This window comes from Phytopseudomonas argentinensis (genome assembly GCF_900113905.1).
Lineage (GTDB): Bacteria > Pseudomonadota > Gammaproteobacteria > Pseudomonadales > Pseudomonadaceae > Aquipseudomonas > Aquipseudomonas argentinensis.
Genome location: NZ_FORC01000001.1, coordinates 1,210,484 through 1,231,388, shown reverse-complemented (window position 1 = coordinate 1,231,388; position 20,905 = coordinate 1,210,484). Strand labels below are relative to the sequence as shown.

Genomic DNA, 20,905 nt, shown 5'->3' with positions numbered 1-20,905 from the left:
CTCAGATTTCCCAGACCACATTGAAGGCCGCGTGGCGGCCAGGCTGGGCGTAACGGCCAAGGCTCTGGTTGTTTTCGCTAAGGCTGCGCACGTCGCCCCATTGCCAGTATTGCTTGTCCGTCAGGTTGAACAGGCCGGCATTGACCGATACGCCGGAGCCGATATTCCAGTAAGCACTGAGATCCAGCGTGCCGTAGCCCGAGGGTTCGAACTGGTTGGCGATCTGCGTTTGATCGACGCGTTTCTTGGCGGCCGCCACTGTCCAGGTCAGCTCGCCGCCAAAGCGTCCGCTTGGTGCATCGTAGCCAAGGCCCAGCACCGCCTTGAGCGGGTCGATGCTGTTGATCGGCTGGCCGCTCGCTTCGTCCTTGCCGCGGGCATAGGCGATGGCGCTGCGCAGGTGGCTGCCAGCCGGCATGCCAAGGCTGTCCAGCAGCAATTCACCGCGAGCTTCCGCGCCGCGTATGGTGACCCGATCGAGGTTCTGGTACTGGAAGGTCATGCGCCCGGCCCCGGTGGGGTCATTGGCCAAGGTCACCTGCTCGATGAAATCGTCGTAGCGGTTGTAGAACAGGGCGATACCAAAGGCGCCGGCTGCATACTGCCCGCGTAGGCCGACTTCATAACTATCACTGGTTTCCGGCTTGAGGCCGGGGTTGGCGATGGTCTGGTAATTACGGGCGAAGTTGATGAACTCGCCAAAGATATCCACCGGGTTCGGCGCGCGGAAGCCCGCGGCATACTGGCCATATACGCTATGGGCGTCGTCGATGCGGTAGGTGATGCCGAGCTTCGGTGAAATGGCCTCGTCGCGGTAATCGGCCGGGTTGCGGTTGATCGGCTGACTGTTCAGGTAGTGTTGCGTCACCTCCGGCTTCATCTCGTAGTGGTCGTAGCGCAAGCCGGGCAGCAGGGTCCAGCGGCCGATATCGATGCTGTCCTGCACGAAGAACGCATATTCGGTCGACGTCGGGTCCGGGAAATCGCTGAGCGGGAAGCTTTCATCGCCAGGGATTGCCGGAACCGGCAGGCCGCTGCTGACGAATACTTCGCGGCCCTTGCGCAGGTCGCTGCTTTCCAGGCGCTTGAGGTCAACGCCGTAGATCAGGTGGTGGCTCGCCGGTCCGGTATCGAAGGCCTTGTCGAGCTTGGCATTGAAGGCCCAGAGATCTTCCTCATAGGTCGAGTCGCGGTTGCGCTCACGCAAGGCACCAGCGCTGAAACGCTGCTGGTAGGTGCGTTGGCGAATCTGGCTTTGCTGATAACTCAGCTGCCATTCGGCGCCGTCGGCGATGGCGGTATCCAAGGCGAAGTTGTGCTGCAGGCTGAGGCGCTGGCGATCGGTGTTATCGGTGGCGTCGGAGGTGCGCACTGTAGCCGTGCTGCTGTATTCGCTGAGCACCTGGGTATCTGCATCGTCTTCATAGCGTTCGTAGGTCAGCTGCAGCCGATCCTCGTCGAGGTAATCCCAGCCGAGCTTGGCGAGCAGGTTGTTGGCCTGATAATCCTGATGGTTGGCCTCTTCGCGCGCGGCTCCAATCCCGCTTCGGCCGCCAAAGGTGTCGAGCGCCTGGCCATCGCGGCGGCCCAGGTGCAGCAGGCCGTCGACCTGGCCCAGACGTGCGGCAAGCGTGGCACTGCGCGACCAGCTGTCGTCGGCGCCGTCGTAACCGGTTTTCAGGCGGGCATAGGCGTCATTGCCGGCTTCCAGGTAGTCGGCGGCATCCTTGGTCATGAAGCTGACTGCGCCGCCAATCGCATCGCTGCCGTACAGCGAGCTGGCCGGGCCGCGGATGATCTCCACGCGCTTGAGGGTGTCCGGGTCGACGTAGTTGCGCCGCGCGTCGAGGAAGGGCCCGAAGGCGAAGGCGTCCGGCACCGGCACGCCATCCACCTGGGTGAGGATACGATTGCCGCCGATGCCGCGAATGGTGAAGCCCGCCAGGCCAAAGCGGCTGCCCGTTCCGCTGACCGACACCCCAGGCTCGTAACGCACCAGATCGCGGATGTTCTTCACGTTCTGGCGGTCGATATCCTGCCCGGTCAGTACGGTCACGGTACTGGGGACGGCATCGACAGGTTGTTCGCTGCGGGTTGCACTAATCGTGGTCTTTTCCAGCTGCAGCATTTCTGCACTGGCAAGCGCAGGACCAAGCAGCAGGATGGTCAGGCAGGTGCGGAACGGGTAGGGCGGGCGACTCGACATGGGGTTCTCCTTGATCATGTCGGAATACGAAGTGAGTGGCGGCTGATTAGATATTAATGATTCTTATTTGTAAAAGAGATTATGTGTCAATTAAGATTCGCTAACTGATAGCGGTTTCGCTCCCCGTGCAAGGCGTTTACCCTTTCGATTCACGGCGCCCCGCCTGTCGATGGCCCACAAGGAGTTGGTGTGATGAGTGATCTACCCGTAGCCGGCGAAGGCCTGTATGCCGCCTGGCAAGACCTGCGCGCCGAGCAGCCGCATCTGCGCGCCCGGGATGCCGCGGCGCAGCTGGGGGTCAGCGAGGGCGAGCTGACGGCCAGCCGCCTGGGCGTGGATACGGTGCGCCTGCGTGCTGACTGGGCGGCTTTACTGCCGGCGCTCGGCGAGCTTGGTCATGTCATGGCGCTGACCCGCAACGAGTCCTGCGTGCACGAGCGCAAGGGCGTCTACCGCGAGGTGACCATTGCCGGTAACGGCCAGATGGGCCTGGTGGTGTCGCCGGATATCGACCTGCGGCTGTTCCTCGGCGGCTGGGCCAGCGCCTTTGCGGTGGCCGAGCAGACGCCCCGTGGCGTGCTGCGCAGCGTCCAGGTGTTCGATCACCAGGGCACCGCGGTGCACAAGGTCTACCTCACCGACCACAGCGAGCAGGCCGCCTGGGAGCCGCTGGTCGCACGCTTTCGTGATGAGCAGCAAAGCGCCGAGCTGGCGCTCAAGCCCATGCCGGAGCCCGCAGCCGTGCAGGCGGATGAAGCCATCGACGGTGAATCGCTACGCGCCGGCTGGGCGGCGCTGAAGGACACCCATCATTTCTTCGCCCTGCTGAAAAACCATGGCGCAACCCGCACCCAGGCCCTGCGTCTGGCCGGGCGCGAGTGGGCCGAGCCGCTGGCGCCCGACGCCTTGCCAGGGTTGTTCGAGCGCGCCGCGGCGGCCGAGGTGCCGATCATGGTGTTCGTCGGCAACCGCCACTGCATCCAGATCCACACCGGGCCGGTCAGCAACCTGAAGTGGATGGACACCTGGTTCAACGTGCTGGACCCGCAGTTCAACCTGCACCTCAAGGCCAATGAGGTTCACACCCTGTGGCGGGTGCGCAAGCCGAGCACCGATGGGGTGATCACCAGCTGGGAAGCGTTCGACGCCAAGGGTGAGCTGATCCTGCAGCTGTTCGGTGCGCGCAAGCCCGGCGTGCCCGAGCGTGATGACTGGCGGCGTCTGGCCGAGCAAACCCCGGCCCTGCCAGCCTGACGCTACACTGCCTGCCCTGGCCGCTTGCGCATTTCGGGCGGCCCGATATGAACCTTGCTTTCGGAGTTGCTCCATGACCCGCCCCCTCGCTGCATTCGCCCTGTTCGCCAGCCTGCTGTCGCCGCTGGCGGCGAGCGCCGACAACCTGCCGCAACGCTGGGTCAGCGCCGGGGGCTCATTGAGCGAATGGGTGGTCGAACTCGGCGGTGAGGCCAAATTGGTCGGCGTGGACACCACCAGCCAACACCCGGCCTCGTTGCAGAAGCTGCCCAGCGTCGGGTACCAGCGCCAACTGGCCGCCGAGGGCATTCTGGCCTTGCGCCCCGAGGTGCTGCTCGGTACCGAGGAGATGGGGCCGCCGCCGGTACTGGCGCAGCTAGCCGCCGCCGGCGTGAAGGTCGAGGCGCTGCCTGCCGATGCCGACCTGCAGGTGCTGCATGGCAACCTCAAGCGCATTGGTTCATTGCTGGGGGATGAGGCACGTGCCGAGAGCGTGTTCGCGGCCTATCAGGCTCGCTTGAAAGAACAGGCTGCCTGGGTCGCAGAGGCCCAGGCGCAAACCCCGGCGCCGACCGTTCTGCTGTTGCTCGGCCATGCTGGCAGCAGCCCCATGGCGGGTGGGAAGGACACTGCCGCCGCCTGGGTGATCGATCGGGCGGGTGGCAAGAACCTGACCACCCATGATGGCTACAAGGCGCTGTCCACCGAAGCGCTTTTGGCGCTGGATCCCGAGGTGGTGATTTTTGCCGACCGCCGCCTCAGCGGTGATGAAGCCAGGCAGGCGCTGCTGGAGCAGAACCCGGCCCTGGCCTCGACCAGGGCCGGCAAGCAAGGGCGCCTGGTGGCCATCGACCCGACCCTGCTGGTCGGCGGGCTCGGCCCGCGCATTCCCGCCGGCCTCGCCGAGCTTTCCGCCGCCTTCTATCCAGGTCGCACACCGCTCAAACCCGCCACACCATGAAGGCCGTCATCAGCCCGCGCTCACTGTTTGTTGCACTGGGCCTGCTGCTGGCGCTTGCCTTGTGGCTGTCCCTGGCACTCGGCCCCGTCAGCCTGCCGCTGGGCGACACCCTGCGAGCCGCCTTGCGCCTAGCGGGTGTGCCGTTGCCGGCCGATGGGCTGCAGCAGGCGGAGCTGATCCTCGGGCAGATTCGAATGCCGCGCACCCTGCTGGGCCTTGCCGTCGGCGCGATGCTGGCCCTGTGCGGCGTGGCTATGCAGGGGCTGTTTCGCAACCCCCTGGCCGACCCCGGCCTGATCGGCGTGTCCAGTGGCGCGGCGCTTGGCGCGGCCATCGCCATCGTCGGCGGGGCGGCCCTGGGCGGTCTGCCGGAGCTGTTCGCGCCTTATCTGCTGTCGCTGTGCGCCTTTCTCGGTGGCCTGGTGGTGACGGCGCTGGTCTATCGCCTTGGCCGCCGCAACGGGCAGACCAGCGTGACCACCATGCTGCTTGCCGGCATCGCCCTCAACGCGCTGGCGTTCGCCTGCATCGGCCTGTTCACTTACCTGGCCGACGACGCCACCCTGCGCACCCTGACCTTCTGGAACCTCGGCAGCCTCAACGGCGCCAGCTATGCACGGCTGTGGCCGCTGCTGCTGGTGACCCTGGCAGTGGCGCTATGGCTGCCGCGCCGCGCCCAGGCGCTGAACGCCCTGTTGCTCGGCGAGTCCGAGGCGCGCCACCTGGGCGTGGCGGTGGAGCGGCTCAAGCGCGAGCTGGTGTTCTGCACCGCGCTGGGTGTCGGCGCGGCGGTGGCCGCAGCGGGCATGATCGGCTTTATCGGACTGGTCGTTCCCCATCTGGTGCGCCTGCTGGTGGGGCCCGATCACCGCGTGCTGTTGCCGGCATCCGCGCTGGCGGGGGCCAGCCTGCTGCTGCTCGCTGACCTGTTCGCGCGGCTGATTCTCGCGCCGGCCGAGCTGCCCATTGGCATCGTCACCGCCTTGATCGGCGCACCTTTCTTTCTTTATCTGCTGCTGCAGGGGCGTACCTGATGCTCTGCGCACACAAGCTGTCGATCCTGCGTGGCAGCAAACAGGTGCTGGTCGATATCGACCTCGGGCTGCAGCCAGGCCAGGTGCTCGGTGTGCTTGGCCCCAATGGCGCCGGCAAGAGTACCTTGCTCGGTGCGCTGTGCGGCGAGCTGAGCCCGGCCGCTGGCGAGGTCACCCTGGACGGGCGCCCGTTGCAGGATTGGCAGGGCATGGCACGCGCCCGTCGCCTGGCGGTGCTGCCGCAGAGTTCGTCACTGAGCTTCGGTTTTGCCGTCGGTGATGTGGTGAGGATGGGTCGCATGCCCCACGACACCGGCCGCGAGCGTGATGCGCAGATCGTCCGCGAAGCGCTGCAGGCTGCCGATGCCGAACACCTGGCTGAGCGCAGCTACCTGGAACTGTCCGGGGGCGAGCGCCAGCGCGTGCACCTGGCGCGGGTGCTGGCGCAGCTGTGGCCGGGCGGCGCCGAACAGACGCTGCTGCTCGACGAGCCCACCTCCATGCTCGACCCGCTGCACCAGCACACCACCTTGCAGGCGGTGCGTCGCTTTGCCGAACAGGGCGCCGCAGTGCTGGTCATTCTCCATGACCTGAATCTGGCGGCGCGCTACTGCGACCGCCTGCTGTTACTCAACGATGGCCGCACGCACGCCGTCGGCTTGCCGGCACAGGTGCTGCGTGCCGAACCACTACAGGCGGTGTTCGGCCTCGAGGTGCTGGTGCAGCAGCATCCCGAGCGGGGGCATCCGTTGATCGTCGCCCGTTAAAGGAGAACCGATGCGTACGTTGTGGTTATCTGTACTGCTGTTGCTCGCCGCCTGCCAAAGCCAGTCCGCCCTGGCGCCCGTGCCCCAGTGGCAAAGCCCTGGGGGACGTGAGCACGCCGAACTGGGGCAGATCATCGACCTGCGCAGCGGCACGCACCTGACGCCCGAGCAGCTTGTCACACGGCTGGCAACGGCGCCGCTGGTGCTGGTTGGCGAGCAGCATGACAACCCGGATCACCACGCCTTGCAGCTCTGGCTGCTGCACGCTCTGGAGGCGCGTCGGCCCCAGGGCAGCCTGCTTTTGGAAATGCTCGCGGCCAGTCAGCAGCCACAGGTCGACGACGTGAAGCAGCAGTTGCGCGAGGGCCTGCAGATCGCCGATCTGCCCAAGGCGCTGGAGTGGAGCAACGGTTGGCCATGGGCGCACTATGGGCCCATAGTGCGCCACGGTCTGGCCCAAGATTACCCCCTGCGTGCCGCGAATCTCGACCGGGCCGAGATCATGGCCATCTACCGCCAGCAGCCGCTGCTGCAAGGTAAGGCCTCGACCGCGGCGGCAGTGCAGGAGCCGCTGCTGGCGCAGATTCGCGAGTCGCACTGCGACAAACTGCCGGTTAGCCAGCTGCCGGCGATGCTGGCGGTGCAGCAGCAACGGGACCGGCGCAAGGCCGAGCAACTGTTGCAAGCGCCAGTGCCGGCGATGCTGCTGGCCGGCGCCTACCATGTGCGCCAGGACCTGGGCGTGCCGCTGCACCTGAGTGACCTGGGCGCGCCAGACAGTGCTCAGGTGCTGATCCTGTCCGAGGTCGGCAAACCGGTAACCGCCGAGCAGGCGGACTATGTGTGGTACACCGCCGCGCTACCGCCCGAGGACCATTGCGCGCAGTTTCGTTAGGCGACGCTCCCAGCGGTCGATACCGATTGGTGGGTTACGCGACGCGTCTTGGTTAGGTGGGATTTTTGAAATCGTGCCACGCGGCGCTCCACCCACCCTACGTCTGTGGGTTTGCCTCGATTTTGTAGGGTGGGTGAGGCGCCTGTTAGAGATGTTCAGGATTGTGCGGAAGGCGATGCGCCGTAACCCACCATGAGCGTCATGGCTGCTATCGGCTGGTGGGTTACGCGACGCACCAAGATGGCGGGGGCTGGTACGGCTATGTCTGGCGTCGCTAACCCACCCTACGGGAGCTTCAGAACCCTTCCAGCACGATCTTGCCCTTGGCCTTGCCGCTTTCCAGCAGGGCATGGGCGCGGCGCAGGTTGTCGGCATTGATGGTGCCGAAGTGCTCGCCCAGGGTGGTTTTCAGGGTGCCGGCATCCACCAGGTCGGCGACGCGGTCGAGCAGGCGGTGCTGTTCGATCATGTCGGCGGTCTCGAACAGCGAGCGGGTGAACATCAGTTCCCAATGCAGGGAAATGCTCTTGCGCTTGAGTTTCATCACGTCCAACGGCTGCAGCGGGTCGTCGATCAGCGCCAGGCGGCCTTGCGGGGCCAGGGCTTCGATCAGTTGGTCGTAGTGCTGGTCGGTCTGGGTCAGGCTGGCCACGTGGGTGACCTGGGCGATGCCGATCCGCGCCAGTTCCTCGTTCAACGGCTTGCTGTGGTCGATCACGTGGTGGGCGCCCAGTTCGCGAACCCAGGCCTGGGTTTCCGGGCGCGAGGCAGTGCCGATCACGGTCAGCCCGGTGAGCTGGCGCGCCAGCTGTACGAGGATCGAACCGACGCCACCGGCCGCACCGACGATCAGCAGGCTCTGACCCTGGTCGGTGGTGCCGTCAGCCACCTGCAGGCGGTCGAACAGCAGCTCCCAGGCGGTGATGGCGGTCAGCGGCAGGGCAGCGGCTTCGGCAAAGGGCAGGCTGGCCGGTTTGCGACCAACGATGCGCTCGTCGACCACATGCAGCTCGCTGTTGGCTCCGGCACGGTTGATGGCGCCCGCGTAGGCCACCTCGTCGCCGACCTTGAACAGGCTGACGTCGCTGCCGACCGCCTTGACCACGCCGGCAGCATCCCAGCCAAGCACCTTGGGCTGGCCGGCTTCGGGCGCCACGTTGCGGCGGATCTTGGTGTCCACCGGGTTGACGGAGATGGCTTTCACCTCGACGAGCAGGTCACGTGGGCCTGGTGTTGGCGCGTCCAGCTGGACGTCCTGCAGCGCTTGCAGGTTATCGATGGGCAATGACTGGTGGTAGGCGACGGCTTTCATGGGCTTCCTCGGAATCAGGCTATACGGTTCAGGGGTTGCAAGGCGACACTCTGCAGCGCATCGCCGCAGGTGGCCTTGAAGTGGCGGTAATGGTCGGTGGCCTGGTGAAAGGCGAGGGCGGCATTGTCCTGCCACTGCTCGATCATCACGAAGACATCGGCATCCTCCTGGTGACGATGCAGGTCGTACTGCAGGCAGCCAGTTTCGGTACGGCTGGCGCTGACCAGTTGGCGCAGCCCGGCTTCGACGATGTCGGCCTGGCCACTGCGGGCGGTGATGGTGGCAACCAGTGTCAGGGTCATGGTGAGGCTCCGCTATAAGGTAGAGCCATGCTCGTTTATTTGCGTGGCAAGAAAAACAGCGGGCAAGTAGAGTCTCTTTCAATTTTTTTTTGAAAGTGAGCGGCCGTGTTGCGTCTGGATGATTTGCAGGTGTTCGTGCGCACCGCCGAAGTCGGCAGCCTGTCGGCGGCCGCGCGGCTGCTCGATACCTCGCCCGCGGTGGCCAGTGCGGCACTGAAACGCCTGGAGCAAGCCTTGCAGGTTCGCCTGTTCGCCCGCTCCACTCGCAGCCTGCGCCTGACGGCCGAAGGTGAGGCCTACCTGGTGCATGCTCGCCAGGTGCTGCAGAGTCTGGAAGCCGGGCGCCAGCAGCTGGCCGGTAGCAAGTCGACGATCAGCGGGCCGTTGCAGCTCGCGGTGCCGTCGGACTTTGGCCGCAACACCCTGCTGCCCTGGCTCGACGCCTTCATGCAGGCACACCCCCAGGTGCAGCTGCGTCTGCTGCTCGGCGACCGGGTTACCGACCTGTTTCGCGAGCCCGTCGACATCGCCCTGCGCTATGGCGAGCCGGAGGACTCTAGCCTGGTGGCGCTGCCGGTGGCGGCGGGCAACCGGCGCGTGCTGTGCGCCGCACCTGCCTATCTGCAGCGCCATGGCGAGCCGCAGCAGATCAGTGACCTGCGCCAGCACAACTGCCTGATCTACATGCTAGGCGGCCGCGCCTACGAGCGCTGGCGCTTTCATGACGATGACCAGGCGCATAGCCTGCAGGTGGCTGGCGACCGCCTCAGCGACGATGCCGACGTGGTGCGACGCTGGGCCGTGGCGGGCGCCGGTGTGGTCTACAAATCCTGGCTGGACGTGGCCGGTGATGTGCACGCCGGGCGCTTGCGCATCCTGTTGCCAGAGGTGCTTGGCGAGCCGACGCCACTCAACCTGATCTGCACTCACCGCGAGCAGTTGAGCAAGCCGGTGCACCTGCTGCGCGAGTTCGTGCAGGCGCGCTGCGCCGAGTTGCTGGCGCAGGCGCCATGGCGACGTTAAGCTGCTGCGGCAATCCACCACAGCCCGATTACCGCCACTGCCCCTAAAATCGCCAGCCATGAACCTGTCCCGCTCTGATCGCTCGTTGCTCGCCTGGGTGCTGTATTTCAGCGTCCTGTTCAGCGCGCTCGCCTGTGCGGTCAGCCATGGGCAGATGACTGGCCTGCAGCTCAGCGGCATGGACGGCGGCTATTGCGGCCTGGATGCCAGCGCAAGTGGCAGCGTCGCGATGGACATGGGCGGCACGGGCTCAAGTACGCCGATGCCATTGCTGGGTTCCGGTTGCCCGCTGTGCTCCACCTTCGTCGCCCTGGCTCTGGCGGCCTTCTTCGGCCTGCTCGGGCTGCTGCCACGGCAGCGCCCTGGCATCCTACGCCCCAGCGCCGAGCCCGGCGGGGCGGTTCGTTACCTCTGGCCCTCGGCCAACCCCCGCGCCTCACCCTTTATCGCCTGATTCGCTTCCTTGTCGTTGCCTGTAGCGCGCTTGGCGCTGCCGGCAATTCGCCTATGCACAAGATCGGGCTCCACATGAAAAACTCGACCCCCTCGTTCTACAACCTGGCCTGGCGCTGGCATTTCTATGCCGGCCTGTTCGTCATTCCCTTCATGATCATGCTGTCACTGACCGGCATCATCTACCTGTTCAAACCGCAGCTCGATCAGCTGATGTACGCCGACCTGCTGCAGGTCGAGGCTTCGGGGCAGCAGCTGACCGCTGACGAGATGCTCGGCCGGGTCCAAGCGGTTTATCCCCAGGGCAGCATCGGCAAGTACCTGCCGCCGGTGGACGCCAACAGTAGTGCCCAGTTCGTGGTGAAGGTCGGCGAGCGCACCCGCAACGTGTTCGTCGACCCTTACGGGGGCGCCATCCTCGGTACCCAGGATGCCCATGACAACCTGCAGGCTCTGGCCCGTGCGGTGCATGCCGACCTGCTGATCGGCACGCCGGGGGATCGATTGATCGAACTGGCTGCCGGATGGGGCGTGGTGCTGGTGGTGTCCGGACTGTACCTGTGGTGGCCGCGCGGGCGCGGCGTTGGCGCTGGCGTGTTGTGGCCACGCCTGTCAGCCCGTGGCCGGCTGTTCTGGCGCGACCTGCATGCCGTTACCGGTTTCTGGGGCGCTTTGCTGCTGCTGTTCATGCTGCTTACCGGCATGACCTGGACGGGTTTCTGGGGCAAGCAGTTCGCCGGCGCCTGGAATCATTTTCCGGCAGCCATGTGGGATCAGGTGCCAACCTCGGATCGCCAAGCCGGCGAGCTCAACCTGAGCCACAAGCAGACCGTGCCCTGGGCGCTGGAGAACACCCCGCTGCCCGAGTCCGATCCGCACGCCGCGCACAATGGCGGGGCCGCGCCGGCCTCTACCGCCAACCCGACCGTGGGCCTGCAGCAGGTGGTGGATATCGCCAGCGAGCGCGGGGTGCATCCGGGCTATAGCATCAGCTTTCCGAGCACGCCGACCGGGGTCTATACCATCTCGGTGTTCGCCGATGACCCGCGCAACGATGCCACTCTGCATGTCGACCAATACAGCGCCGCGGTGCTGGCAGACGTGCGCTGGGCCGACTATGGCCTGGCGGCGCGGGCCGTCGAGAGTGGCGTGATGCTTCACCAGGGCAAGCTCTACGGCCTGCCCCATCAGCTGTTCATCCTGTTCGTGTGCCTGATGATTCTGCTCAGCTCGGTCAGCGGCCTGATCATGTGGTGGAAGCGTCGGCCCAGCGGCAGCCTCGGCGTGCCGCCGCTGCGCCATGACCTGCCGCGCTGGAAGGTTGGCGTGGCGATCATGATCGGCCTGGGCGTGCTGTTTCCGCTGGTCGGCGCCTCGCTGCTGATGATCTGGGCGCTGGATTACCTGCTGCTCTCACGCCTTGCCGCCCGGCGCCTGGCCTAGATAACCGGCCGCACCCGTGGCGGCCGAGACAACCGAATTCGATTGAAGGAGATGCACCATGACCCTGAAGAAACTGGTTCTGAGCGCTGCACTGCTGGCCACCAGCCTGCTGGCCAACGCCCACGAATATGAAGTTGGCCAACTGCATATCGACCACCCCTGGTCGCGGGAAATGCCGCCGGTAGCGCCGACGGCCGCCGCCTATTTCGTGGTGCACAACAAGGGCGATGCGGATGACCGTCTGCTCACCGTGGAGACGCCGGTGGCCGGCAAGGCGGAGATCCACGAGCACGCCCATGTAGGCGGCCTGATGAAGATGCAGCAGGTGCACAACGTGGTGATTCCCGCCGGCGGCGAAGTGAAGTTCGCGCCCATGGGCTACCACGTGATGCTGTTCAACCTGAAGCAGCAGGCCCAGGCCGGCGACCGCTTCCCGCTGACCCTGACCTTCGAAAAGGCCGGAGCAGTGACGGTCGAGGTGGCGGTGCAGAAGGATGAGCCCGCGGCGGAAGGTGGCCATGAGCATAAGGGGCATTGATGCCCTGGTATTAGGGGCTTCGCTGTGCCGCTCTGAGGTGCTTTCTTCCACAAGGCTCGCAGACGACATCAATTGCCCCTTCAGAAGGCCGAGTGGAATCGTTGCGTAGAGGGTTGAGCGGCATGGATGCCGCGAGAGCCGCGATGGGCCAGGGATGGCCCTTCGCGGCGGGCCCTCGGAGCAACGATGTAGCGAGGGAACCACGGCGAAGCCGGGGCCGGATGTCGGGGCTAGACCTTTTGGTTCCTTTTGGGGCAATGCCAAAAGGAACCCGCTCGTTAGAGCGGAACCGGACATACAAGCGATGCGGTAATTCTGAAAACCACGGCGTGGTGGATGGGTGAAGCGTCATCCACCCTACAACCGGTCGATCTACCGTAGCCTGGGTTGAGCGCAGCGGTACCCAGGCTACCGGCGTTTCACACCAACCGCGCATCCAGGCTGTTTTGCGCCAGACGCTTGGCCTGGTCTTCGCTCATGCCCAGGCCTTCGTGCAGGGCCATGAAGTTCTCGGTGACGTAGCCGCCGAAATAGGCCGGGTCGTCGGAGTTGACCGTGACCTTCACGCCGCGCTCGAGCATGTCGAGAATATTGTGCTGGCCCATGTGCTCGAACACGCAGAGTTTGGTGTTCGACAGCGGGCAGACGGTCAGCGGAATCTGCTCGTCGATGATGCGCTGCATCAGGCGCTCGTCTTCGCTGGCCCGCACGCCGTGGTCGATGCGCACGATCTTCAGCAGATCCAGCGCTTCCCAGATGTACTCGGGCGGGCCTTCCTCGCCAGCATGGGCCACGGCGTGCAGGCCTTCGCTGCGCGCCTTGGCGAACACCCGCTCGAACAGGCGCGGCGGAAATCCCTTCTCCGAGCTGTCGAGGCCAACGCCGATAAAGGCATCGCGAAACGGCATGGCCTGCTCCAGGGTCTGGAAGGCCTGCTCTTCGGGCAGGTGGCGCAGGAAGGCAAGGATCAGGCCGTGGCTGATACCCAATTGCTTCTCGCCATCGTCCAATGCCGCCTTGATGCCGCGCATTACCACCTCGAAGGGAATGCCGCGGTCGGTATGGGTCTGCGGGTCGAAGAAGGGCTCGACGTGCACCACGTTCTGCGCCTTGCATTTGAGCAGGTAGGCCCAGGTCAGGTCGTAGAAGTCCTGCTCGGTGCGTAGCACGTCGGCACCGCGGTAATACAGGTCGAGGAATTCCTGCAGGTTGTTGAAGGCATAAGCCGCGCGTAGCGCCTCGACATCGTTCCAGGGCAGGGCGATGCGGTTGCGCTCGGCCAGGGCGAACAACAGTTCGGGCTCTAGGGAGCCTTCCAGGTGCAGGTGCAGTTCGGCCTTGGGCAGGGCGTTGAGCCAGTCGTACATGGGCAAATCTCGTTCGGTGAAAGCGTGGCCGCGAAGTTTACTCGCATGCGCCCTGCCGTGCGGCATCCAAGGGCATCAACGGTAAGTGGTTGGAATCATTTACAGGATGTTGCAGTCGGAGCAGGATCGCTCTCACCGCTCTGAAAGGAATCATCCATGTTCAATGCCATCAAGCAGGAATACTGGCTGCTGCTGGCCGTGCTCGCCGCCCTGATCGCCCTGCCGATGGAGCATGCCTTGCTCGGTCACGGCCAGGCCATCGCGCTGGGCGGTGCCTTGGCGCTGATCGCCGCCATCGTCTGCGCCTCGTTGCGCGTCGCACACCATGCCGAGCAACTGGCCGAACGGGTCGGTGATCCTTACGGCACCATGATCCTCACCCTGTCGGCGGTGCTGGTCGAGGTGGTGATCCTGGCAATCATGATGAGCAACCAGGCCTCGCCGACCCTGGTACGCGACACCATCTACTCGGCGGTGATGCTTGATATCAACGGCATCCTTGGCCTGGCCGCGCTGATGGGCGGCCTCAAACATGGCGAGCAGTCCTACAACGACGACTCGGCACGCAGCTACAGCGTGATGATTCTCACCGCCATGGGCATTTCCATGGTGGTGCCCGAATTCATTCCCGAGTCGGACTGGAAGGCGTATTCGATGTTCACCATCGGCGCCATGCTGGTGCTCTACGCGGTGTTCCTGCGCATGCAGGTCGGCCCGCACAGCTACTTTTTCAGCTACAGCTACCCGGAAAAGAAGCACCGCGGCGGCGAGGGGCATGGCGAGGACGCGTCCCAGGTCAACGTGGCCTGGTCGATCGGCGTGCTGGTGTTCGGGGTGATCGTCATCGGCGTGCTGGCCGAGGTGATGTCCCTGGCCCTGGATGTCGGCCTGGAAGGCACCGGCGCGCCCCCGGTGCTGACTGCCATCGTGGTCGCAGGCATTTCCGCTGCGCCGGAGATCCTCACCGCCTTGCGGGCGGCGCTGGCCAACCGCATGCAGTCGGTGGTCAATATCGCCCTGGGTGCGTCGCTGTCGACGGTGATCCTTACCGTGCCGGTGATGGAGGCCATGGCGCTGTACAGCGGTCAGCCGTTCCAGATGGCCATGACCCCGGTGCAGACGGTGATGGTGTTCATCACCCTGATCGTCTGCGCCATCAACCTCAATGATGGCGAGACCAACGCCATCGAGGGGATGACCCACTTCGTGCTGTTCGCCACCTTCATCATGTTGGCGATGCTGGGGCTTTAACGGGCCAAGAAAACTACCTGCGTTGCCATCGCTGCGTTAAAAGCAGACTGGGTCGCCAGCCCGGTCGAAATGCTCATGTACAAAAGTACACTCCGCTTTCTCGCCTGCTTTTGCCTTGCGCTGGCTGCCTCGTCTAGGTTTTCAGACTCTACTAACTAACTTAACTAGAGTCGTAGGATGGGCGCTAGCCCATCAAGCCGCACCCTTAATCGCAAGCTATCCGCAGCCCCTTACCAATCGATCTTCTGGCCCTGATAGTCGACGAAGTGGTGGCCGCCCTGGCCAGCGAAGCGTTCAACCTGGGCAATCAGGCCGCGGCAGCTATCGGCCACTTCGACCATGGCGTTTTCGCCGCCCATGTCGGTCTTCACCCAGCCCGGATGCAGTGACAGTACGGTCGGGCGCGGTTCCGGCAATTGGCAGACGAAGCTGTTGGTCAGCGAGTTGAGCGCCGCCTTGCTGGCCTTGTACAGCGCCAGGTTATTGCCTTCCGGGTTGGCCACGCTGCCCAGCCCCGAACTCATGAAGGCCAGCACCCCGGTCTGTGGGCGCAGCTGGCCGACCAGGCGTTCGGCCAGGCGGATCGGTGCCGTCACGTTGGTCATGAACAGCTGACCGAGCTCCGCGGCGGTGGCTTGCGCAGCCGACTGATGGTCCGGGCCGAGGATCCCTGCGTTGACGAACAGCAGGTCGAACACCTGGCCCTGCAAACGCTGCGTCAGTGCATCCAGCGCAGCGCTGTCATCGATATCCAGTGATTCGATCTGCACACCGGGCAATGCCTGCAGCTCGGTGGCGCGTGCCGGGGTGCGCACCGTGGCGGTCACCTGCCAGCCCGCGCCGTGTAGCTGGCGCACCAGGCCCAGGCCGATGCCACGTGACGCACCGATGATCAGGGCAGTTTTGTTCGAGGGCATGACGAAACTCCGCTAGTTGGCAAGGCCACCAGCTTAGCAAGGCTGCGCAACTGTTACCTCGCGTTACTACATATTCACTGACAAATCATGAGCTTAGCGATGCCGATCATAAAGGTTCGTGAAAGGTTGGCTTTCTAGAGTCCGCGCCTCGTGTCTGTGCCCGCACCGACTAAACAAGAAGAAGGAGAGTTCGGTTTGTTGACTCTGATTGGTCTGTTGACCATCGTTTGCCTGGTGGCCCTGTTACTTAGCGGGCGCATGTCGCCCGTTCTGCCCCTGATCATGGTGCCGCTGTTGGGCGCCTTCTGCGCCGGCTTCGGCCCGGCGGAAATCTCGGTGTTCTTTACCGATGGCGTTGGCCGAGTCATCAGCATCGCCACCATGTTCATCTTCGCCATCACCTTTTTCGGGGTGATGCAGGACACCGGCCTGTTCCGGCCGATCATCGGTTTCATGGTAAGGCTGACCCGCGGCAACGTGATCGCGGTGGCGGTGGCCACGGCGATCATCGGCATGCTCGCCCACCTGGACGGCGCCGGCGCCACCACCTTCCTGCTGACCATTCCGGCCCTGCTGCCGCTCTACAAAAGGTTGCGCATGAGCCCCTACCTGATGCTGATGCTGCTGGCCATCGGCGCCGGCATTCTCAATATGGTGCCCTGGGCCGGCCCGCTCGGCCGCTCGGCGGCGGTAACGGGCATCGAGGTCACCGAACTGTGGCGACCGCTGCTCGCCGTGCAGGGTGTCGGCGTAGTGCTGCTGGTGGCGATGGCGGCCTTGCTGGGCTGGCGCGAGCAGCGCCGTATCGCGCAAACCGGCGGCACGCTGATCGAGGATGGCGAGAGCGGTCATATCGGCGACCCGGGTGCGCTCAGCGACGAGGAGCGTGCGCTCGAGCGTCCCGGGCGCATGTGGCTCAACGCCGGTTTGTTTTTCGCGGTGCTGGTGTCGCTGTTCACCGGCATCCTGCCGGCGGGCTATGTGTTCATGATCGGCCTGAGCGTGGCCCTGTTGATCAACTACCCGGACGGCAAACTGCAGATGAAACTGCTGGCCGCCCATTCTCCCGCGGCCTTGAGCATGGGCATGATCATCCTCGCCGCCGGCTCGATGCTCGGCATTCTCGCCGGTACCGGCATGCTCACCTCCATCGCCCAGGATCTGGTCAAGGTGCTGCCCGAGCCGATGGTCGGCCAGTTGCACCTGATTCTTGGTTTCTTCGGCCTGCCGATGGAGTTCCTGCTGAGCACCGATGCCTACTACTTCGGTCTGTTGCCGGTAGTGCTGGAAGTGGTCGAAAGCCACGGGGTGGAAGCGGCCAGCGTGGTCTACGCGCTGATGATCGGCAATATCATCGGCACCTTTATCAGCCCCTTCTCACCGGCGCTGTGGCTGGCGCTGGGCCTGGCCCGCCTGGAGATGGGCAAGCACATCCGCTACTCGTTCTGGTGGATGTGGCTGTTCTCGCTGCTGATGCTCGGCGTTGCAGGCCTGCTCGGCCTGTTCTGAACGAGAAAGGCGCCGTGACGGCGCCTTTTTTGTTAGCGCCCCAGGCGCCGCAACTCGTCGGACTCGACGATGCGCAGCCCTTCGCCTTCCTCCAGGGCCAGGCGCCACAGGGCACGGGCCAGGGCCGTTACATCGATGGCGCGGTGCTTGCCCGGCAGCCAGCGCAGCAAGGGCGCGGCCAGCCGTTCACCAAGGCGAAACTCGTTGCGCGGGCCGAGCAGCAGGGACGGGCGGGCAATGGTCAGTTGCGGCCAGCCCTGGGCCTTGAGCGCTTCCTCGGTCTGCCCCTTGGTGCGGTTATAGAACACCGAAGAATTCGCGTCGGCGCCGATGGCGCTGACCACCAGCAGGTGCCGCGCGCCCAGCTCCCGGGCCCGGGCGGCGAAGGCCAGCACCAGGTCGTGATCGACGGCGCGAAAGGCTTCCTGGGAACCGGCCTGCTTGATGGTACTGCCCAGGCAGCAGAACGCGGTGTGCACCGGGCCACTGAGGGCGGGCAGCAGGTCGAGCAGTTCGCCGACCGGGTTTTTCAGGTGGGGGTGTTCGGCCAGCGGCTTGCGACTCGGGGCCAGCACGCGCTCGACGGTGGGTTCGTTGAGCAGGCGATCCAGCAGGTGTTCGCCGGTCATGCCCGAAGCGCCTGCCAGAAGAATGTGCTGGGGAGTCAGATACATGGTCGATCCTCGACTGCTATTCACTGTGTAGTTTAGAGGTCAATCGCCGATTTATCGTTCAAGGCGCTTCGCTGCGCACCTGGCGCAACGCATTCCAGTGCTCGAGCACCGCGCCAGGCGCCCAGATCTGCGGTTCGGACGGCTCGAAGCCATCGGCCTGCTCGCGTTCGGCCACCGCCGTGCGGGCCAGTTCGAACGCCTCCTGCAGATCGCTGGTCTGCTGCAGCGCTTCGGCGAACAGGGCGCGGCCGAAGTAGGTGAAGTCGGCCTCCTCGGAGCAGCCGAATGACACCCGGTCGGCGCGGGCTGCGGTCATCAGCAGGGTCTTGTCGTCCTTCAGGGCCGGGATGAAACCGCCCGAATAGCAGGCGGAAATCACCACCACCTTGTGGCGCTCGGCGAGGGGCTCGAGCAGATCGGCCAGATCACTGGCGGGCAGGTCGGCGAGCTGCAGGCGCGGCTGATCCAGGTTCAGCTCATGGGTACGCGAGCCGTGGCTGGTCAGGTAGATGAACACCAGGTCTTCCGGCCCGCTGCGTTCGGCGATGGCCTGCACCGCGCGGCGCAGGTTCTCGCGGGTCGCCAGGGGGCGATCGGCCAGGTGATCGCGGTGGTTGGCCAGGGTGATGCGGCCGTATGCGGAAAAGCGCTTGGTGAGCAGGTCGGCCACGTAGTCGGCCTCGCGCAGGAAAACGCTCTGCTTGCCGTCACCGGCCAGGGTCAGGGCATAGAGTTCGCCGCGCGGTGTGGATGCTGGCAGCGCGGCGATGGCCTTGTCGAGCAGTCCGCGCTGCTCCAGCAGGCCGATTTCCAGCGGGTCAGGCAGTGCCTGGCCATGCTCGTCGCGCACCCGCAGCCCGCGGCGCCAGGTGCCTTGCTGCCGCGTGCCGTCAGCGGAGACCAGAGTGCCCTGGCCGTTGAACTGGCCATGGACGAACTGGCCGTCATAACGGCTGCCGTCGGCCTGTTGCAGATGGCCTTCGCCCTGGTAGCGCCAGTCGCGGAATTGCCCCGTATAGCGGCTGCCATCGGTGCCACGGTATTCGCCTTTGCCGGTGAGGGCGCCCTCGGCAAAGGTGCCGCTCCAGGCCTCGCCGCTGGCGCTCTGGTAACGGCCCTTGCCATGGAACAGGCTGTCCTTGAGTTCGCCGTCGTAGCTGTCACCCTCGCTGCCCCGGTAGCTGCCGGCGCCCTTGAGCTGGCCGCCGACGAAGTGGCCGGAAAGCTGGTTGCCCAGTTCGTCTTCGCGCACGCCCTGGCCACCTGGCAGGCCCTTGGCGAAAACGCCCTGGAAGCGGCTGCCATCGGCCTGCTCGAGAATGCCGAAGCCGTGAAAGCGGCCGGCACGGAACTGCCCTCGATAGGTTTGCCCGGCTTCCTCCAGCACCCCTTCGCCGCTGAACTGGCCCTCGCGGAAGCCGCCGCTGTAGCGGCTGCCATTGGCTTTGTTCAGGGTGCCCTCGCCGTGATAGCGGCCGGCGGCGAACTCGCCGACGTAATGCTCGCCATCGGCGCCTTGCCACTCTCCAGCACCCTGACGCTGACCGTCGACGAAGTGCCCGACATAGCGGCTGCCATCGGGATAGTCGAGGCGCCCTTCGCCCTGCAGCAGGCCTTCGACGACCGTGCCGTGATAGCGCGAACCGTCGGGCAGGATGGCATCGGGAGGAAGGAGTTGAGTGCTTTGGCCGCAGGCGGTGAGAGCAAGGGTCAGGGCCAACGGCGCGAGGCGAAACATGCAGGACGTCCTGGTCAGTTGAGCGATGCCGCAGTATGCCGCAAACCGCCTGGCTACGCGCTGCCACGCTGAACAGGGTGGTGGCGTGGCATCTGGCCCTGTTAAGGGACCTGCATTGGCAGCCTATAATGGCCGCCTTGGGAGCGGGCAAGTGGCTGGGCCCGTCGAGTTTGTGGGGGACAATCATGCTGCTTCGTGGCCTGTTCTGGCTGGTGCTGTGCCAACTGCTCGGCACGGCGATCAATGCGCTGTTTCTGCCGATGCTGCCAGGGCCGATTCTCGGCATGCTGCTGTTGGTGGTGTTTCTGCTCTGTCGGGGGCAGGTCGATGAGCCGATCCAGCAGGCGGCCAGCAGCCTGCTCAAGTACCTGCCGCTACTGCTGGTGCCGCCGGCGGTCGGGGTGATGGCCTATGCCGAGGCGATCGCCGCCGACTTCTGGGCGGTAATCGGTGCGCTGGTGCTGTCGCTGATCCTCTCGCTGGTATTCGCCGGCTGGATGATGCAAAAGCTGATCGAGCGCCAGGCGCGCCGCCGGGAGCAGCCATGATGCTGGACTGGCACGGCGCCTGGATGGCCGTCACCCATCATCCGTTGTTTGGCGCGGGCGTCACCCTGGGCGCCTATCAGCTGGCGATTGCCGTCTACGAAAGGACCCGCCTGGTGTTTCTGCAACCGGTGCTGGTGTCCACCATGCTGGTGATCGCCATTCTGCTGCTGTGCGGGCTGACCTTCGGCGAATACAAGACCAGTGCCGATGCGCTGACCCTCTTTCTCGGCCCGGCCACCGTCGCCCTGGCGGTGCCGCTGTACCTGAACCTGCGGCGTATTCGCCAGGTGTTCTGGCCCACGGTGCTGACCCTGCTGGTCGCCGGAGTGGTCGCCACCGTGCTGGGGGTTGCCCTGGCCTGGCTGCTCGGCGCCGAGCACAACATGCTGATGAGCATGGCGCCCAAGTCCGTCACCTCGCCGATCGCCATGCTGGTGGCCAGCCAGATCGGTGGCCTGGCGGCACTGGCGGCGGTGTTCGTGATGATCACCGGGGTGTTGGGGGCAATCATCGGCCCGTCGTTGCTGCGCCTTTGCGGGGTGCGCAATCATGCTGCCATGGGCATGGCGCTGGGCATGACCGCCCACGCGGTCGGCACCTCCCGGGCCATGCAGGAGAGTGAAGAGTGCGGCGCCTTCGCCGCCCTGGCCATGAGCCTGATGGGCGTGTTCACCGCCATTCTGTTGCCTCTGGCCATCGTCTTGCTGAGTTGA

Annotated in this window: 20 protein-coding genes; 13 read left to right on the top strand and 7 right to left on the bottom strand. The window is 65.1% G+C overall.

Annotation, left to right across the window (positions count from 1 at the left end):
• Nucleotide 1 precedes the first annotated feature (1 nt).
• On the bottom strand, nucleotides 2-2,206 hold the full coding sequence (locus BM154_RS05620; RefSeq protein ID WP_074881374.1) for a TonB-dependent hemoglobin/transferrin/lactoferrin family receptor: 2,205 nt from the start codon (nucleotides 2,204-2,206) through the stop codon (nucleotides 2-4).
• 192 nt (nucleotides 2,207-2,398) lie between these two features.
• On the opposite strand from BM154_RS05620, the gene BM154_RS05615 reads away from it, so the two are divergent.
• From BM154_RS05615 to BM154_RS05595, 5 genes are all read left to right on the top strand, one after another.
• On the top strand, nucleotides 2,399-3,460 hold the full coding sequence (locus BM154_RS05615) for a hemin-degrading factor (protein WP_074881373.1): 1,062 nt from the start codon (nucleotides 2,399-2,401) through the stop codon (nucleotides 3,458-3,460).
• A 73-nt stretch (nucleotides 3,461-3,533) separates the two neighbouring features.
• Nucleotides 3,534-4,421 carry a heme/hemin ABC transporter substrate-binding protein gene (locus BM154_RS05610; RefSeq protein ID WP_074881372.1) on the top strand — a complete coding sequence of 296 codons (888 nt, stop codon included), beginning with the start codon at nucleotides 3,534-3,536 and terminating at the stop codon, nucleotides 4,419-4,421.
• Nucleotides 4,418-5,455 carry a FecCD family ABC transporter permease gene (locus BM154_RS05605; protein WP_074881371.1) on the top strand — a complete coding sequence of 346 codons (1,038 nt, stop codon included), beginning with the start codon at nucleotides 4,418-4,420 and terminating at the stop codon, nucleotides 5,453-5,455. The genes BM154_RS05610 and BM154_RS05605 overlap by 4 nt, the downstream gene beginning before the upstream one ends.
• Entirely contained in the window at nucleotides 5,455-6,222 is a 768-nt protein-coding gene (locus tag BM154_RS05600) for a heme ABC transporter ATP-binding protein (protein ID WP_074881370.1), read from the top strand. Before BM154_RS05605 ends, BM154_RS05600 begins: the two co-directional genes overlap by 1 nt.
• Before the next feature lie 10 nt (nucleotides 6,223-6,232).
• Nucleotides 6,233-7,117: a ChaN family lipoprotein gene (locus BM154_RS05595; RefSeq protein ID WP_074881369.1), complete on the top strand. Its 885-nt coding sequence runs from the start codon at nucleotides 6,233-6,235 to the stop codon at nucleotides 7,115-7,117.
• Between the two features lie 295 nt (nucleotides 7,118-7,412).
• Here BM154_RS05595 and BM154_RS05590 read toward each other — a convergent pair whose 3' ends face one another.
• Together BM154_RS05590 and BM154_RS05585 are read right to left on the bottom strand one after the other, a co-directional pair.
• Nucleotides 7,413-8,429 (bottom strand): zinc-binding alcohol dehydrogenase family protein, encoded by a 1,017-nt coding sequence (locus tag BM154_RS05590; RefSeq protein ID WP_074881368.1) that lies wholly within the window; start codon nucleotides 8,427-8,429, stop codon nucleotides 7,413-7,415.
• A 14-nt stretch (nucleotides 8,430-8,443) separates the two neighbouring features.
• The gene (locus tag BM154_RS05585) at nucleotides 8,444-8,731 is read right to left on the bottom strand and encodes a putative quinol monooxygenase (RefSeq protein ID WP_074881367.1); all 288 of its coding nucleotides are present in this window, start codon (nucleotides 8,729-8,731) and stop codon (nucleotides 8,444-8,446) included.
• Between the two features lie 105 nt (nucleotides 8,732-8,836).
• On the opposite strand from BM154_RS05585, the gene BM154_RS05580 reads away from it, so the two are divergent.
• The 4 genes from BM154_RS05580 (at nucleotide 8,837) to BM154_RS05565 (ending at nucleotide 12,188) form a co-directional block, all read left to right on the top strand.
• Nucleotides 8,837-9,754 carry a LysR family transcriptional regulator gene (locus BM154_RS05580; RefSeq protein WP_074881366.1) on the top strand — a complete coding sequence of 306 codons (918 nt, stop codon included), beginning with the start codon at nucleotides 8,837-8,839 and terminating at the stop codon, nucleotides 9,752-9,754.
• Between the two features lie 58 nt (nucleotides 9,755-9,812).
• The gene (locus BM154_RS05575) at nucleotides 9,813-10,208 is read left to right on the top strand and encodes a DUF2946 domain-containing protein (protein WP_074881365.1); all 396 of its coding nucleotides are present in this window, start codon (nucleotides 9,813-9,815) and stop codon (nucleotides 10,206-10,208) included.
• A gap of 74 nt (nucleotides 10,209-10,282) precedes the next feature.
• Nucleotides 10,283-11,650, top strand: coding sequence for a PepSY-associated TM helix domain-containing protein (locus BM154_RS05570; protein ID WP_074881364.1), 1,368 nt, complete (start codon nucleotides 10,283-10,285; stop codon nucleotides 11,648-11,650).
• Between the two features lie 58 nt (nucleotides 11,651-11,708).
• On the top strand, nucleotides 11,709-12,188 hold the full coding sequence (locus tag BM154_RS05565) for a copper chaperone PCu(A)C (protein ID WP_074881363.1): 480 nt from the start codon (nucleotides 11,709-11,711) through the stop codon (nucleotides 12,186-12,188).
• 419 nt (nucleotides 12,189-12,607) lie between these two features.
• On the opposite strand, the gene BM154_RS05560 is transcribed toward BM154_RS05565, so the two are convergent.
• Nucleotides 12,608-13,555: an adenosine deaminase gene (locus BM154_RS05560; protein ID WP_074881362.1), complete on the bottom strand. Its 948-nt coding sequence runs from the start codon at nucleotides 13,553-13,555 to the stop codon at nucleotides 12,608-12,610.
• Nucleotides 13,556-13,711: 156 nt separating this feature from the next.
• Between BM154_RS05560 and BM154_RS05555 the strand changes: the two genes are divergently transcribed.
• Entirely contained in the window at nucleotides 13,712-14,806 is a 1,095-nt protein-coding gene (locus BM154_RS05555) for a calcium:cation antiporter (RefSeq protein WP_074881361.1), read from the top strand.
• A gap of 230 nt (nucleotides 14,807-15,036) precedes the next feature.
• Here the strand turns inward: BM154_RS05555 and BM154_RS05550 are convergent, their stop codons facing one another.
• On the bottom strand, nucleotides 15,037-15,723 hold the full coding sequence (locus BM154_RS05550; RefSeq protein ID WP_074881360.1) for an SDR family oxidoreductase: 687 nt from the start codon (nucleotides 15,721-15,723) through the stop codon (nucleotides 15,037-15,039).
• A gap of 195 nt (nucleotides 15,724-15,918) precedes the next feature.
• Between BM154_RS05550 and BM154_RS05545 the strand changes: the two genes are divergently transcribed.
• Complete coding sequence (locus BM154_RS05545) at nucleotides 15,919-17,232, top strand: CitMHS family transporter (RefSeq protein WP_074881359.1); 1,314 nt, start codon at nucleotides 15,919-15,921, stop codon at nucleotides 17,230-17,232.
• Nucleotides 17,233-17,264: 32 nt separating this feature from the next.
• Here the strand turns inward: BM154_RS05545 and BM154_RS05540 are convergent, their stop codons facing one another.
• Together BM154_RS05540 and BM154_RS05535 are read right to left on the bottom strand one after the other, a co-directional pair.
• Entirely contained in the window at nucleotides 17,265-17,906 is a 642-nt protein-coding gene (locus BM154_RS05540) for an oxidoreductase (protein WP_074881358.1), read from the bottom strand.
• A gap of 58 nt (nucleotides 17,907-17,964) precedes the next feature.
• Nucleotides 17,965-19,644 carry a C13 family peptidase gene (locus BM154_RS05535; RefSeq protein ID WP_074881357.1) on the bottom strand — a complete coding sequence of 560 codons (1,680 nt, stop codon included), beginning with the start codon at nucleotides 19,642-19,644 and terminating at the stop codon, nucleotides 17,965-17,967.
• Between the two features lie 185 nt (nucleotides 19,645-19,829).
• Here BM154_RS05535 and BM154_RS05530 point away from each other — a divergent pair, with 185 nt between their 5' ends.
• Both BM154_RS05530 and BM154_RS05525 read left to right on the top strand, forming a co-directional pair.
• Nucleotides 19,830-20,192 carry a CidA/LrgA family protein gene (locus BM154_RS05530; RefSeq protein WP_074881356.1) on the top strand — a complete coding sequence of 121 codons (363 nt, stop codon included), beginning with the start codon at nucleotides 19,830-19,832 and terminating at the stop codon, nucleotides 20,190-20,192.
• Nucleotides 20,193-20,194: 2 nt separating this feature from the next.
• Nucleotides 20,195-20,905, top strand: coding sequence for an LrgB family protein (locus tag BM154_RS05525; protein WP_139225413.1), 711 nt, complete (start codon nucleotides 20,195-20,197; stop codon nucleotides 20,903-20,905).